Annotated in this window: 4 protein-coding genes; all 4 read right to left on the bottom strand. The window is 72.3% G+C overall.

Annotated features, from left to right (window positions below; genetic code table 11):
• Window positions 1-292 precede the first annotated feature (292 nt).
• From ON26_RS05260 to ON26_RS05245, 4 genes are read right to left on the bottom strand one after another with little or no spacing between them, the layout of a single operon-like run.
• A complete protein-coding gene (locus ON26_RS05260) occupies window positions 293-1,114 on the bottom strand; it encodes an ABC transporter permease (protein WP_245545728.1) in 822 nt (273 codons plus the stop codon).
• Entirely contained in the window at window positions 1,114-1,974 is an 861-nt protein-coding gene (locus ON26_RS05255; RefSeq protein ID WP_245545727.1) for an ABC-2 transporter permease, read from the bottom strand. Before ON26_RS05255 ends, ON26_RS05260 begins: the two co-directional genes overlap by 1 nt.
• Window positions 1,971-2,948, bottom strand: a complete 978-nt coding sequence (locus tag ON26_RS05250) for a daunorubicin resistance protein DrrA family ABC transporter ATP-binding protein (protein ID WP_040794830.1) — start codon at window positions 2,946-2,948, stop codon at window positions 1,971-1,973. Before ON26_RS05250 ends, ON26_RS05255 begins: the two co-directional genes overlap by 4 nt.
• The gene (locus tag ON26_RS05245; RefSeq protein ID WP_040794829.1) at window positions 2,945-16,354 is read right to left on the bottom strand and encodes a non-ribosomal peptide synthetase; all 13,410 of its coding nucleotides are present in this window, start codon (window positions 16,352-16,354) and stop codon (window positions 2,945-2,947) included. The genes ON26_RS05250 and ON26_RS05245 overlap by 4 nt, the downstream gene beginning before the upstream one ends.
• Window positions 16,355-16,496: the final 142 nt, after the last annotated feature.

The raw sequence follows: 16,496 nt of genomic DNA, 5'->3' as shown, positions 1-16,496 counted from the left end.
CGAGGTGTTCACCGAGGAAGATCCCGCGCACGCGAATCTGCCCGTCGCAGATCGCCCGTCCGGTCCGGCACAGGCGAGCGACACGACCGGGCCCACACCCGAATCACCTGCCGCCGAAACCGACGTGAACGCCGCGACGCGGGAGCCGTCGGCCCCCGCTGCCGAAGAGACTGCCGGGGCGCAGGAGTCCACCGATACCGTCGCCGAATCCGCCGCGGCGCCCGCGTCCGATCCCTCGGCGGGCGAGGCGGACCCGGCGCGGGCCGGGACCACCGATTCCGCGCCGCGATCCTCAGCGCCGGCTGGCCCTTCGATAGCCGATGGCGGCGGGGACGGCGCAGATCAGGATGGCGCCGAGCGACCAGACCAGGATGAGGGTGAGCGGCCGGGCGAGCGGCCCGCCCAGGGATAGCGCCTTCATCGTGTCCACCGCCGCCGACATGGGCTGATTGCGCACGATCGGCTGGATCCATTCCGGGAAGGCGATCAGCGGCACGAATCCGGTGCTGAAGAACATCAGCAGGGTGCTGAGTATCGTGATGCCCTCGACCAGCACCGTTTTGGCGGTGAACACGGCGATAGCCGTCACGAGGGTGGCGAAGGCCAGCCCGAAGAGCACGGGCACGCCGATGAACGCCAGTGCCGCGAGCAGTCCCTGCCGGAACCGGAAGCCGAGCAGGAAGCCGACCAGCACCACCACCAGCGTGCCCGCCAGGATCCGGCAGCCTTCGGCGAGGACCCGGGCGATCAGGCCCGACGCCCGGTGCACCGGCAGCACCCAGAAGCGGGCGAGCAGTCCGCTGTCGCGCTCGCGTCCGAGCATCACCCCGGCGGCGACCGCACCGGACAACGCCCCGACCGACGCCACCATCGGCACCGACCCGAAGAGCGCGTCCTCACCGGTGAACCGCTCGATCTGCCCGCCGACCACGATGTCGAGCATGAGCAGCAGCAGGCAGGGGATGATCAGGGTCTCCAGCAACGCCACCGGATTGCGCAGCCAGCGCAACAGCAATCGCTGGGTCTGCACCGAGACATTGGACAACAGCGTCGTTCCCGAATTCTCGGCGCGCAGGTCGCCGTCGGCCGTCGACATCATCACGTCTGACACCATCACGACCTCCGGATCGCGAAACGAACGGCGAACGGCAGGGCGATCACCAGGATGGCCCCGATCCACAGCAGTGCGGGCGTCATCGTCGCCCAGTCGGCCACCCCGGCATTGCCCTGGGTGTCGCCGGCCAGCGCGCGCAGCGCGGTCGCGAACTGCGAGACCGGTTGGTTGCGTACGAACGGCTGCACCCACTCCGGGAACTGGGCCGCCGGCGCGATGCCGGTGGAGAGCATGCCGAGGATCAACGGCGGCAGCAACAGCGCCTGGGTGGTGGTCTCCGGGCTCTTGGACGCGGTGCCGATGACATCGGCACCGACGGTGAAGGCGATGCCGATGAGCAGGCCGAGCGCGACGAACCCGAGCGTGTGGGCCCAGTCCTCCCTGAACCGGAACCCGATGACGTGCCCGCAGGTCAGCGCCGCGGCCTGGGCGATGAGCAGCCGGATCACATTGCCCGACATCCGCGCCGAGAACGGGATGAGCCGCCCGACCGGCATCGCGGCGAACCGGCGATCGAGTCCGGACACCGCGTCGGTCGCCGAGCGCAGGGCCGCGCCGATGGCGGTGAAGGCCGCGGCTTGCAGCACGACCAGCGGCATCATGAACTGGGCGTAGCTGCTGAAGCCGAGGCCGGAGAAGCTCATCACGGTTTTCAGCGGGATATAGAAGCTGGCGGTGAAGGCGGCGGGCGCGACGATCGAGGTGAGTACCTCGCCACTCTTGATCGCCGGGGTGATGAGCCGGACGGTCAGCACCCACCACTGCCACAGCCGGACCGGCGCGGCGCGCAGGTCGGTCGCCCAGGCGCCGCTGTGTGGTCCGGCCGGTGTGGCGAGGGCGACCGGGCGGGCGGCGCTCACGCGGAGACCTCGCTGTCGACGGGGACCTCGGTGGGATGGCCGGTGAGGTGCAGGAAGACTTCGTCGAGGGAGGGGCGGCGCAGGGCGATATCGACCAGTTCGATGTCGGCGGCGTCGAGCCTGCGCAAGGCCTCGGCGAGGGTTTTCGCACCGTCCGGGGCCGGGATGGCGAGCCGGTCGGCGTCCGGGGCGAGCGCGGCCAGGCTCTCCGGCGGCAGCAGCGGGCCGAGCGCGGTGACGATGGCCGGCAGGTCCTCCAACCGCAACGGCACCACCTCGCAATAGCTGCCCCCGGTGCGGGACTTGAGTTCGTCGGCGGTGCCCTCGGCGATGACGATTCCGTGGTCGATGACGATGATCCGATCGCACAGCGCGTCGGCCTCTTCCAGGTACTGGGTGGTCAGCAGGGTGGTGATCCCGTGCTCGCGAAAACCACCGACCAGATCCCAGACGCCCTGCCTGCTGCGCGGATCCAGGCCGGTGGTCGGCTCGTCGAGGAACACCACCTCCGGTCGCACCACCAGCCCGCAGGCGATGTCGATGCGACGGCGCATACCGCCGGAGTAGGTGCCGACGCGGCGGTCGGCGGCGCCCGTGAGGTCGAATTCCACCAGCAGTTCCCGCGCCCGCGCCCGCGCGGTCTTCTTACGCAGGCCGAGCAGCCTGCCGAACATCACCAGATTCTCGTAGCCACTGAGCATGTCGTCGAGCGCGGCGAACTGGCCGGTGAGCATGATGCGGCGGCGCACGTTCGCGGCAGCGGCGACCACGTCGTACCCGGCGACCACGGCGCGCCCGCGGTCGGGGGTGACGAGCGTGGACAAGATGTTGACCATGGTGGTCTTGCCCGCGCCGTTGGGGCCCAGGATGCCGAGCACCTCCCCCTGGCCCGCGACGAAATCCACGCCGCGCAGGGCGCGTACCTCGCCGAAGGACTTCTCGACGCCTTCGACCACAACCGCTGGTTCGTTCACTGCGTGCCTCCAAGGTGCCGGTCGAGCTGCCGGGCGATCCGCGGCAGGATGTGCGGTGCGGTCAGCTCGTCGTGGGTGGCTTCGATGTCGTGGGTGGTGATCGGACCGGTGATGTAGGGCGCCCAGCCGTCGGGGCCGAAGATTCCTTCGGTGTCCGGGGTGGGCACGGTGGCGCGGAAGTAGATCGCCGCGCCGTGGTAGACCGGGCGGCGGTAGCCGGTGCGGGTGCGGGCCGAGGCGTTGTAGGAGGCGGCCATTCTCGTGAGTGTGTCGGCGTCGAGCAGTTGCGCGCCGCCCATGCGCGCGCCGATGTGTTCGGCGGCCTCCTGGGCGGTGGCGGTCTCCGGGATGTCGTCGATGCCGAAGACGGCGCCGAAGGTGTGCGCGAACTCGCCGGGCGACAGCGGTTCGATGCTGTCGCCGTCGATATCGCCGCTGTCGGCGTCGAGCAGGGCCAGCACGCCCACCCGCGCGCCCTCGCGTTCGAGTTGCGCGGCCATCGCGTGCGCGATGAGGCCGCCGAAGGACCAGCCCAGCAGGTGGTACGGCCCGTCCGGCTGCCTCGCCCTGATCTCGGCGACATACCGGCGCGCGAATTCCTCGATGCTCCGCGCGGACGGCTCGCGTCCGCTCAGATCGGGGGCTTGCAGGCCGTAGATCGGGCGGCCAGCGGCGAGGGCGTCGGCCAGGCCGAGGTAGGTCCAGGCCATGCCGGAGGAGGGATGCACGCAGAACAGCGCGGGTTCGGCGCCCTCGGCCCGGATCGGCAGCAGCACATCCAACCCGAGTCCGGGCGGTGCGCTCGGCGCCGCCGCCGCGGCTCGCTCCACCGCGGCCCGGCGTTCTTCTTCGCCCGCCTGCCTGCCCTCCGGCGTGTGCGCGAATCGTGTGAGAGCGGCGAGGAATTCGATCCACAGGTCGGCCAGTTCGGCGACCTCGTCGCGGTCGAGCAGGGTGGCGGGGAAGCCGAAACTCGCCTGCAGGCGATCGCCGATCACCACGGCGTTCACATCCACCTCGACCTGCGCGGGCACGCTCGGATGTTCGACGGCGGGCAGTTCGCCCAGATCGTCGGCGGGCAGCCAGCCCAGGCCCTCCAGACCGGCGGGAATGTCGCCGGTGGCGTATCGGCCGAGATAGTTGAAGGAGATGCGACCGGGCAGCGCGTGCGGAAGCCACTGCGCTGTCTCGGGATTCAGGTAGCGGAGCAGACCGAAGCCGATGCCCTTGTCCGGGACGGCGCGCAACTGGTGCTTCACCGCGCGTATCGCCGCGCCCAGCTGCGCCGGGTGCGCGAATTCGCCGGGGCGCAGGCGCACCGGGTGGATGGTGGTGAACCAGCCGATCGTCCGCGACAGATCCGCGCCGGGGATCACCTCCTCCTGGCGGCCGTGGCCCTCCATCCGGACCAGCACGTCCCCGGTGTCGGCGCCACGGCGGGCCCGCCAGGTCCGCACGGCGCAGGCCAGCGCGGTCAGCAGCGCGTCCTCGACGCCGCCGTCGAACAGGGCGGGCAGAGTGGTCAGCAGATCGGCGGTGACCTGCGCGGGCACGTCCACTTCGACCTGGTCGAGCACGCCGGCCAGGTCGACGGCCGGATCGAGGTCCCGCGGCCCGAAGCCGGGATCGGGGCCGTCGAGCACCTCGCGCCAGAAGCCCAGTTCGGCCGTGCGCCGCGGGCTGCGGGCGTGCTCGGCCAGCGCGTGCGCCCAGCGCCGCATCGACGTGCCGGTGTCGGCGAGCACAGGCCGGTTGCCGGTGGAGACCTGCGCCCAGGCCGCCATCAGATCCGGCACCAGGATGCGCCAGGACACGCCGTCGACGACCAGGTGGTGCGCCACCACGATCAACCGGCCCGAGCGTGGCCGCGCACCCGCCATCCCGACCGGATCGAGCCAGACGAACCGCAACACCGCACCGTCTGCGGGGTCGAGGCGATCCAGTGCCGCCTCGAGTTCGGTGACCGCGAATTCGCGCAGGTCGACCGGGTCGGCGTCGGCGGGGAACTCCACCCGCCGGACCAGTGCCGCCACATCCACTTCGGCCGCGTCGCGGGTCTCCAGCCGCCAGTGCGCCCCGTCGCGGGTGAGCCGTGCGCGCAGCATGTCGTGACGGTCCAGCACGGCCGCGACTGTCGCGGTGAGCCCCGCGGCGTCGATGCCGAGCGGCAGTTCGAGGACCGCGGTCTGGGCGAAGCGGTCGAAATCCCCGCCGCGGCCGATCATGTAGTGCACGATCGGTGTCAGCGGCATCTCGCCGACTCCGCCGCCGGGCAGTTCGTCCAGGGTTACCGCGACGCCGGCCTCGTCGGCGACGGCGGCCAGCGCGCCGATGGTGCGATGCTCGAACACCTGCACCGGGGTGAGCGTGATGCCCGCCGACTTGGCCCGCGAGACCAGTTGGATGGCCAGGATGCTGTCGCCGCCGAGGGCGAAGAACGAGTCGGTCGCGCCGACCCGCTCGCGGCCGAGCAGTTCGGCGACGATACCGGCCAGCGCCTGTTCCGTCGGGGTCGACGGGGCGACGTACTCGCCCTCGTCCGCGCCGAAGACCGGTTGCGGCAGTGCCCTCCGGTCCAGCTTCCCGACCGCGTCGCGCGGGATGGACGCCAGCACCACGAACGCGGCGGGCACCATGTAGCCGGGCAGCGACGCCGCGGCATGCGCGCGCACCTCGGCCACATCGATCTCCCGGCCCGGCTCCGCCAGCAGGTAGGCGGCCAGCGCCGTACCGCCGCCAGGGCCGGGAACTCCCAGGGTGAGCGCGAATTCGACCCCGCGCGCGGCGGCGAGGACCGTGTCGATCTCGCCGAGCTCGACGCGCTGGCCGCGTACCTTCACCTGGAAATCGGTGCGGCCCAGGTATTCCAGTTGCCCGGCGCGGGTCCAGCGCACCAGGTCACCGGTGCGGTACATCCGTTCGCCCGGCGCGCCGCAGGGATCGGCGACGAATCGCGCGGCATTCAGTTCCGGCCTGCCGTGGTAGCCGCGCGCCAGCGCGGGACCGGCCAGATACAGCTCACCGGCCACCCCGACCGGCACCGGCCGCAGGCGCGGATCCAGCACCAGCGCGCTCGTCCCCCGGATCGGGCCGCCGATGGTGACGGGGGCGCCGGGCCTCAGCGGCGCGGAGGTGGCCCAGATGGTCGTCTCGGTCGGGCCGTAGAGGTTCATCATGGTGCGTCCGGTCGCCCAGCGTCGCACCAGATCCGCGCCGACCGCCTCGCCGGCGACCGCGAGCACCCGCACCGAGGGGATCGCGTCCGGCTCCAGCGTGGCCAGCGCCGAAGGCGTGATGACCATGTGCGTGACCTGCTGTTCGGTGATCAGCTCGGCCAGCGGTGTCCCGCCGTACACATCCGGGGGGGCGACCACGCTCGCGCCGCCGGCGCCGAATGCCATGAGTGCCTCGAACACCGAGGCGTCGAAACTCGGTGAGGCCACCTGGAGTACCCGCGCGTGCTCGTCGAGTCGCAGAATGCGCCGCTGCGCGGCGACCAGATCGGCGATGCCCCGGTGGGTCACGGTGACGCCCTTCGGGGTGCCGGTCGAGCCGGAGGTGTAGATCATCCACGCGGGCTGGTCGAGGCGCGGCGTGGTCCGCCAGGGCTCCACCGAGCCGGGCGACACGGGACCGGCGACGACCTCGTCCGACGCCACGGCGGCGGGTGCCGCCGGGGCGGTATCACCGGAGCGGTCGAGCGCACCGGCGACGGGCTCGTGCGAACTCGGATCGGCGGGAGCATCCCGGTCGAGAACGAGCCACCGTGTTGTGCCGGAGAGGTTTTCGAGGTGTGCGGCGACGGTGAGGCCGAGGACCGCCCCGGAGTCGGTGAGCATGTGCTCGACCCGCTCGCGCGGGTACTTCGGGTCGACCGGCAGGAAAGCGGCCCCGGTGCGGGCGACCGCCCACATGCCGGTGATCAGGTCAGCGCCGCGGGCGAGGCCCAGTGCTACGACGGTCTCCGGGCCCGCGCCCGCTCGCACGAGCCGCTCCGCGAGCCGCTCGGCACTCGCGTTCAACGCGCGGTAGGTCACGGTGCGGCCGTCGGAGAGCACGGCGGCCCGGTCGGGGTGCGCGGCGGCAGTGGCGGCGAACAGTTCCGGCAGCGTGGTGGTTTCGCTGCCCCGCGGTCCCCGTGCCGGAACCAGCGCGCGCTCGTCGGGCAGCAGCAGGTCGAGGTCGCCGACGCGGGTGTCGGGGTCGGCGAGCGCGGCGTCGAGGACGGCCGACCAGCGTCGCGTCATGGCCTCGGCGGTGGCGGGGTCGAACAGATCGGTGGCGTAGGTCAGGACCGCGTCGATGCCGGCCGGGACGCCGTCCGCCTCCCGTTCGCGCAGGTCGAGGGCGAGGTCGAACTGGGTGGCGTCGCGGTCGAGATCCTCGACGGCAATGCGCAGGCCGGGCAGCTCGAGGACCGGATCCACGAAGTTCTGCAGCGCGAGGGTCACCTGGAAGATCGGGTGGTGGGCGGTCGAGCGCGGCGGGTCGAGATGCTGGACCAGGCGTTCGAACGGGACGTCGGCGTGGGCGAAGGCGGCCAGGTCGTCGTCCCGGACACCGGCGAGCAGCGCACGGAAGGACTGCTCCGGGTCGACCGTGGTGCGCAGGGCGAGGGTGTTGACGAACATGCCGACCATGCCGTCGAGAGCGGCGTCCCCGCGACCGGCGACGGCGGTGCCCACCACCACGTCGTCGGTGCTGCCGAGCCTGGACAGCAGCACCGCGAAAGCGGCGTGCGCGACCATGAACAGGCTCGCGCCGGACTCGGCGGCCAGCCGCCCCATCCGCCGATGCAGGTCGGCCGGGACGGTGAACGGCAGGTCCGCGCCTCGCATGGACTGCACGGCCGGACGCGGACGGTCGGCGGCCAGGTCGAGCGTTTCCGGTGCGCCCGCCAGGGTTTCGCGCCAGAACGCGATCTGTCGAGCCGCCGGTGCGGCGGGGTCGTCCTCCGCGCCGAGCAGTTCCCGGTGCCACAGCGCGTAATCGGCGTAATGGACCGGCAGGGCGGGAAGGTCGGCCGGGCGGCCCGCCGACTCCGCCGCGTAAGCCGCGACCAGATCGGCCGCCAGCGGCGCCATCGACGCGCCGTCGGCGCTGATGTGGTGGACCACCAGCACGATCACGTGTTCCGGCGCCGCGCCGTTGTGGTCGGGGGCACCGTTGTGGTCGGGGGCACCGTCGCGGCCCGTCGTCCCGTCCCGGTGCACGCGCGACAGCCGGGCGCGCAGCGGCGGTTCGCTGGTCAGGTCGAATCCTCTGCCCGCGAACGCGGCGATGCTCTCGCGCAATGGCGCACCGTCGGCGACCGTCTCGACCGGCAGGTCCGGCACCGCGTGCGCGGCATCGATCACGACCTGGCGCGGCCCCTCGGCGTCGGCTGGATACACCGTGCGCAGGCTTTCGTGCCTGTGCACCACCGCGACGAGGGCCCGGCGCATGGCCGCGGTGTCGAGCGCGCCGGTCAGCCGCAGCGCGATCGCGATGTTGTAGGCGGGCGATTCCGGTTCGAGCCGGTTGAGCACCCACATGCGCTGCTGGGCGGGTGAGAGCGGCACCCGGTCCGGGCGCGGCCGTGGCGCGAGCGCGAACCGGGCCCGCTGCCCCGGCTCGGCGGGCACCACCCGGCCGGCGAGCTGGGCCGGTGTCGGCGCGTCGAACAGGTCGCGCAGGGCGATCCCGGCGCCGAGCGTCGCATCGATGCGCGCCACGACCTTGGTGGCGCTGAGCGAATTGCCGCCGAGATCGAAGAAGGAGTGGTCGATGCTGACCCGCTCCACGCCGAGCACGTCGGCGAAGATGTCGGCGACCGCGCGCTCCACCGGGGTGCGCGGCGCGAGATAGGGGCGCGCCGAGACCGAGAAGTCCGGCAGCGGAAGGGCTTTGCGGTCCAGCTTGCCGACCGGCGTCAGCGGGACGTCGTCGAGCTCGATGACGACCGAGGGCACCATATAGCCGGGCAGCGACGCGGCGACGCGATTGCGCAGCCGCTCGGTGTCGAGTCGGCCCGAACCCCGTTGCGCGAGGACATAGGAGACCAGTACCGTCTCGCCGGACGGCCCGGGGCAGCCGACGGTCGCGGCGTACTCGACCTCGTCGTCGGCGGAGAGCACGGCGTCGATCTCGCCGAGTTCGATGCGCAGACCACGGATCTTGACCTGGAAATCGCTGCGGCCCAGGTATTCCAGTTCGAGCACGGATCCGCCCGCTCGCTCGGAGTCGACCCAGCGGACCATGTCCCCGGTGCGGTACATCCGCTCGCCCGGCCCGCCCCACGGGTGCGCGACGAAACGCGCGGCGGTGAGGGCGTAGCGGTTGAAGTAGCCGCGAGCGATGGCGGGCCCCGCCAGATAGAGTTCGCCCTCCACGCCGACCGGGACGGGCCGTAACCACTGATCGAGAACCAGTGCCGCGGCGCCGCGGATCGGGCCGCCGATGGTGACCCGATCCCCCGTGCGCAATTCGCCGGGGCCGGTCGCCCAGATGCTGAATTCGGTGGGCCCGTAGAGGTTCAGCAGTCGCCTGCCCGGGGACCACTGCGCGGTCAGCTCCGGCCCGGACGCCTCGCCCGCGACGGCGAGCACCCGCAGGTCGGGCAGCCGGTCGGGATTCATCGTGGCCAGCACCGAGGGGGTGATCACGGCATGACTGACCTGTTGGGCGCGCAGCAGCCGCTCCAACTCGGCGCCGCCGTAGGCCTCCGGGGGCGAGATCACCAGGGTGCCGCCTGCCGCGTGCGCGGACAACATCTCGAACACCGAGGCGTCGAAGCTCGGCGAGGCGACCTGCAGGGCACGGGCGGAGGGGTCCAGGTCGAGCGATTCACGCTGCGCGGCAACCAGATCGGCGATGCCGCGATGCCCGAGCAGCACGGCTTTCGGCTTGCCGGTGGAGCCGGAGGTGTAGATGAGGTAGGCGACCTGGTCGAGCCGGATGGCGCCGCCGCGCTCGAGGTCGGTGATCGGGTCGTCGGGCACGGTCATGACGCGACGAATGGTGTTCAGGTCGTCGAGCAGCAGCCAGTCGATGGTGCTCGGCAGGGTCTCACCGGTGGCGCGCACGGTCACGCCGATGGGGGCCTTCGAGTCGGTGAGGATGTGCTCGATGCGCTCGACCGGATGGTTGGGGTCGAGCGGGGCGAACGCGGCGCCGGTCTTCACCAGCGCCCACACCGCCACCACCGACTCCACCGAGCGGGTCAGCGCGAGCACGACGAACACCTCGGCGCCGATCCCGCGCCGCAGCAGCACCCTGGCGAAACGGTTGGACCAGGCGTCGAGTTCGCGGTAGGTCATGGTGTCGGTGCCGGCGCGCACCGCGATCGCGTCGGGATCGAGCGCGGCCGCGGAGGTGAGGATCTCGGGCAAGGTGCGCGCGGGTACGGAGGCGGGGCCGTGCACCGGCAGCAGTGCGGCGCGCTCGGCGGCATCGCAGTGTTGCAGGGCAGCCACCCGGTGCGCCGGGTGCGCGGCGATCTGCTCGAGCAGGGCGACGAAACGGTCGAGCAGTCGCCCGGCGTCGGCCTCGGGCAGGTGGTCGGCCATGTACTTGATCGACAGCCGCAGCCGGTCGCCCGGATCGCCGGGCTCGCCGTGCAGCGGAATCACCATCAGGTTCAGCGGATACGGCGTCGCGTCGGTGCCCGCGACGTCCAGCACCCGCATGCCCGCGATGTCGAGGGACTGCGACAGCGCCTCGCGGTCGATCGGATAGGACTCGAAGACGGTGAGGGTGTCGAACAGTTCGGGCAGCCCGACCGCCTCGTGGATGGCGGCCAGCCCCACGTGCTGATGGTCGAGCAACGCCGCCTGTTCGGCCTGCAGCCTGGCCAGCAGGTCGGCGACCTGCTCGTGCGGATCGAGCCGCACCCGCACCGGCAGGGTGTTGATGAACAGACCGACCATCTCCTCCACGCCGGGCAGATCCGGCGGCCTGCCCGAGACCGTGCCGCCGAACACCACGTCGGTGCGGCCGGTCAGCATGGTGAGCAGCAGCGCCCAGGCCGCCTGCACGGCGACGTTGACGGTCGCGCCCGCCGCGCGGGTGGTGGCCTCGAGCCGGGCGACCGCGGTCGCGGGCAGATCCACCGTCACCGTCCCGGACTCGGTGGAGCGAATGCCTGCCAGCGTCGGCACCGCCCTGGTGGGAGCGTCGATCCCGGCCAGCGCCCGGCGCCAGGCTTCCAGGGAGTCCACCCCGTCGGCGGCGACGGCCTCCTGCTGCTCGGCGAGCCAGGACAGGAACCCGCGATAGGAGGGTGCCGGGCCCAGCACTTCGGTGGGCCGGGCGCCCACACCCGCGGCGATGTAGACGGTGAGCAGTTCACGCACCAGCAGCGGTGTGGACCAGCCGTCCAGGACGAGGTGGTGGTTGGTCATCAACAGCGTGTAGACCTCGCCGGCTTCGCGGATCAGCTGGAAACGCAGCAGCGGCGGGCGGTTCAGGTCGAAGCGGGTGTTGGCGTCCACGGCGAGCAGCCGCTCGAGTTCGCGGCCGCTGTCCTCACGCGCCAGCGCGGTGAGGTCGGTGTCGCGCCAGCAGACCTGTGCGTCGGCGAGCACCAACTGCCGTGGGCCCTGCGGGGTTTCGACGAACGCCACCCGCAGGTTCTCATGCCGGTCGACCAGCACCTGCGCGGCCTTCCGCAACCGCTTCGCGTCGACCCGCCCTGCCAGCGACAGACGGGTCTGCACGGTGTAGCCGTCGGCGGTGTCGGTGTCGTAGCGGGCGTGGAAGAGCAGGCCGTACTGCAGCGGCGAGAGCGGCCACACCTGCACCAGGTTCGGGTATTCGCGCTCCCAGGCATCGATCTCGGTCTGGGTGACCGTGGTGAGCGGGAAGTCCGAGGGGGTGTGCCCGCCCGCACCGGGCAGCGCGGCGTAGGCGGCCAGCGCCGCCAGCGCCGCGGCCCAGTGCGCGGCGAGGCCGGCGATCTCGTCGGCGTCGAGGATGTCGCGCGCGTAGGTCCAGGTGATCTCCAGTCCCTCGCCGCCCAGGATCGCGTTGATGTCGATCACTGCGGGCAACGGCGCTCGCTCGTCGGTGGTCGAGGCGAATCGGCGCGGCAGCCAGTAGTTCTCGGCGCCTCCGGTGTCCGCGGTGACGCGTCCGAGGTAGTTGAACCCGATCTGCGGGGCCGGTCCCACCGCGAGCAACGGCGCGGTGCCGGGGTTCAGGTATCGCAGCATGCCGTAGCCGACGCCCTTGTCCGGGATCGCGCGCACCTGCTCCTTGACCGCCCGCACGGCAGCACCCGCGGCCGGGCCGCCGGCGAACGCCTCGTCGAGATCGATGCCGGTCAGATCGAGAGCGAGCGGGTGCACCGTGGTGAACCAGCCCACCGTCCGCGCGAGATCCGCGCCGGGCAGCACCGATTCCTCGCGACCGTGCCCCTCCAGCGTGACCAGCGTCCGCACGCGATGGCGCCAGCGACCGACCGCCAGGGCGAGCGCGGCCAGCAGCACATCGTCGGCACCGCAATGGAACAGCTCCGGCAGGGCATCGACCACCGTGCCCGCGGTCTCGGCGGGCACCACGGTGCGCAGTTCGCCCGCCGTGGCGACCACGTCTCGCGCCGGATCGGCGGCGCGCCGCCCGAGCGGCGGGTCGTCGGCCGTCAGGATCTGCTGCCACAACGGCAGTTCCACGGCGCGGGCCGTGGCCTGGTCGGCGAGCGCGCGCGCCCAGCGGCGCAACGAGGTGCCGGTCGGCTCCAGCTGTGCGCCCGCCCACGCGCTCACCAGGTCCGGCAACAGGATTCGCCAGGACACTCCGTCGACCGCCAGGTGATGCAGCACCAGCCACAGCGACGGGGCGGCCCCCTCCCCGGCGGGCCGGACGAGCGTGAATCGTGCCATCACCCCGGCCGCCGGATTCAGCCGGTCGGCCGCGTCCTGCAGGACCGCCTCCAGAAGGTCGCTGCCGGAAGCCGCACCATCGGTGCCCCCGACAGGAACGTCGCCGGTAGTCGGGGGCACGGTGACGACGTCGACGAGCGCGGCCGCGTCCACGGATCCCGGTTCGGCGACGACCCACTCCCACCCGTCGCCGCTCGGCCGCAGACTGCTGCGCAGCACGTCGTGGCGGTCGAGCAGTGCCTGCACGGCCGGGATCAGCTGCGCCGCGTCGGCGCCGGGCGGGAGGGTGAGCAGTGCGGCCTGACCGTACCGGGTCCAGGTCGGGCCCTGCTCGAGCATGGCCGCCACGATGGGCGTCACATCGACGGGGCCGATGCCGCCGCCGGGCAGTTCGGTGACCGCGTCCTCGGCGACGTCGGCGGCCACGGCGGCCAGCGCCGCCACGGTCTTGCGTTCGAACACGTCGCGGGCGCTGAAGCGCAGGCCCGCCGCCCTGGCGCGGGAGACCAACTGGATGGAGATGATGCTGTCGCCGCCGAGGGCGAAGAAGTTCTCGTCCACGCCGACCGCGTCCAGCCCGAGCACGTCGGCGAACAGTGCGGCGAGCGTTTCCTCGCGCGGGGTGGACGGGGCGCGATGCACGCCGGGACGCGCGCCGAAATCCGGTGCGGGCAGGGCACGCCGGTCCACCTTGCCCATCGGGGTCAGCGGCAGTGCGTCGAGGACCATGATGACGGCCGGCACCATGTACGCCGGAAGCGATTCGCCCACCGCGGCTTTCAACGCCTCGGGCTGGATCTCGCAGCCGGGCGCGGGGACCACGTAGGAGACCGTGGCGACCACGCCCGCGGGCGTGGTCGCCCCGATGGTGACCGCCGAGGCCACCTCGGGCCTGCGTTCGATGGCGGCGTCTATCTCGCCGAGTTCGATGCGATAGCCGCGCACCTTCACCTGGAAATCGATCCGGCCGGTGTAGTCCAGCTCCCAGCGCTCCCCCGCCCGCCGCCAGCGGACCAGGTCGCCCGTGCGGTACATGCGCTCGCCCGGCGCGTGGAGATCGGCGACGAATCGGCCGGCGGTCAGGCCGTTGCGCCGGTGGTAGCCGCGCGCGACGCCCGGCCCGCTCAGGTACAGCTCGCCGGTGACGCCGGGAGCCACGGGGCGCAGCCACGGATCCAGCACCAGGGCGGTGACGCCGGTGGTCGGGCCGCCGATGGTGACCGGGCCGTCCGGGCGCAGCGGCGCGCTCAGTGTCGTGGTGACGGTCGTCTCGGTGGGTCCGTAACCGTTGAGCAGGCGTCGCCCGGACCAGCGCGCCACCAGTTCCGGCGGGCAGGCGTCACCGCCGACCACGACGGTCTTCAGATCGGGCAGGGTCGCGGGATCGAGCGAGCCGACCACCGCGGGCGTCACGTTCAGGCATGTCACGCGGTGCTCGCGCAGCACGGCCGCGAGTTCTTCGCCGGCATAGGCCGTCGGCGGCACCACCGCGACGCTCGCGCCGGCCGCGAAGGCGACCAGCAGTTCCTCGACGGAGATGTCGAAGCTCGGTGAGACCGCGTGCGCGACCACCGAGGACGCGTCGACGCCGAAGGCCGTCCCCGAGCCCGCGACCAGATTGGCCAGCCCGCGATGCGCGACCATCACGGCCTTGGGCAGGCCGGTGGAGCCGGAGGTGTAGATCAGGTAAGCGGTCTGGTCGGGGTGCACGGGCGCGAGGCGGTCGGCCTCGGTGATCGGCGCCGGATCCTGGTCGTCGATGATCTCGGCGGTCGCGGTGTCGTCGAGGGTCAGCCAGGTGATGTGGCCGGGCAGCGCCGGGCGCGCCGAGGCCACGGTCAGTCCGGCCACCACGTCGCTGTCACCGATCATGTGCTCGATGCGGTCCGCGGGCAGCGCCGGGTCGATCGGCGTGAACGCCGCGCCGGTCAGCGCCACCGCCCAGGTCGCCAGCACCGACTCCAGCGAGCGCGGAATCGCCACGGCCACCGCGGTTTCCGGTCCGGCACCGGACTCGATCAACAGGCGGGCCACCCGGGAGGCGTAGGCGAGTACCTCGCGGTAGGTCAGGGCCCGCCCGTCCGCGCGCACCGCCACCGCGCCGGGATCGCGGGCGGCGCCCTCGATCAGGATCTGCGGCAGGGTGCGGACCGGGACGCCCGCGGGTCCGCGGGCGGGCAGCAGCGCCGCGCGTTCGGCGTCGTCGAGCAGCGGCACGGTGTGCCAGGGCGCGTCCGGTCCGGCGGCGAGAAAGGCGTGCAGGAAGGCCAGGAAGCGCTCGTGGTGCCCGGCGAGCTCGCGCGCGTCGTAGAGATTCGGATTGGCCTGGAAGTCGATGTGGGTGGTCTCGCCGCCGATGCCGGGGTAGAGGTTCAGGAACAGGTCGTCGATCATCCCGGAGGTGAGCACATGGGTGCTGCCGACGACCTCGCCGAGGCTGATCCTGGTGTCGACCATCATCAGGTTCACGGTGGGACCGAAGGAGACCGCCTCGTCCAGCGCCCAGCCGAGATCGCGGACGATGTCCTCCTGGCGATAACGCTGCCTGCGCAGCGCCGAGGTCAGCTCGCCCTGCGCGGCCCGGATCAGGGTCCGTGTGCTCACCCCGGCCCCCGCCCGCAGCCGCAGCGGCACCACGTTGGCGACCATGCCGCCGGAACGGCGCAGCACGGCGGTGGTACGGCCGGAGACCGGCAGGCTCAGCGTCACCTCCGGCGAGGAGGTCATGGCGGCCAGGTAGGCGGCGAAGGCGGCGACCACGACGGGCGCCACGCCGGAGTTCTCGGCGGCCGCCACCTCGTCGAGCAATGCGGCTGTGGCGGTAGGTAGTTCGGCCGAGGCGACGATCGGATGCGCGTCCACCGGAGCGGTCCGCCCGGCCGGGCCGACCGCCTCCGCCAGGCCGGCCAGATGCTCGCGCCAGTACTGCGCGTCGGCGCGGAACCGGTCCGAATCCCGGTATGCCGCATCGACTTCCACGATCCGGCGCAGGTCCTCGGCCCGGCTCGGCGGCGGCTGCTCCCCGGCCGCCGCGGCGTTGTACAACTCGGCGACGCGCCGCAGCATGGTGACGGCGCCGAAACCGTCCAGCACGATGTGGTGGATGCGCTGATACCAGTACCAGTGGTCGTCGGCGAGCCGGAGCATGGCGAAGGCGCCGAGCCGCTCGCCGAGCAGGTCGACCGGAGCGCTGTACTCCGCGCGCATCCAGTCCAGCGCCGCGGCCGCCGGGTCCGGCTCGGCGCGCAGGTCCACGATGTGCAGCTCGTGCTCGATATCGGTGTCGACCACCTGACAGGGCAGCCCGTCGACCTCGATCAGCCGCAGGTAGCCGGTGCCGAACTCGCGGCCCGCCTGCCGCGACGCCGACGCCAGCAGGTCGAGGTCGACCGGCCCCTCGAGCTCCACGTACTGCGCGATGGAGATCGGCGTGCTACCTGCGAAATGTTGGGCGAACCAGATACCGCGCTGGGCGGCGGAGAGTGGGAAGGCACCTGCGGGCAATTCGGCCTGCGCGGCGACCGGGGCGGCGGAACTCTGGGGCATGAATGTTCCTGCGTACTCGGAAGGGAGTCGGCTGTGGGGACTGATCCATCGAGGACAAGTTGTGTCGAAACAGGTGTTGACGGCACGCCTCGCCCGCGAGGGCAGGCACGCCCAGCCGCCGGCGAGCCGGGCTCGGCGACGA

The organism is Nocardia higoensis NBRC 100133 (assembly GCF_000308595.1).
Taxonomy (GTDB): Bacteria; Actinomycetota; Actinomycetes; order Mycobacteriales; family Mycobacteriaceae; genus Nocardia; species Nocardia higoensis.
This window is presented reverse-complemented; position numbering and strand designations above follow the sequence as displayed.

Coding starts and splice junctions, on each gene's coding strand:
- ON26_RS05245 (WP_040794829.1), bottom strand. CDS start 16,354: ATGCCCCAGAGTTCCGCCGCCCCGGTCGCCGCGCAGGCCGAATTGCCC.
- ON26_RS05260 (WP_245545728.1), bottom strand. CDS start 1,114: ATGGTGTCAGACGTGATGATGTCGACGGCCGACGGCGACCTGCGCGCC.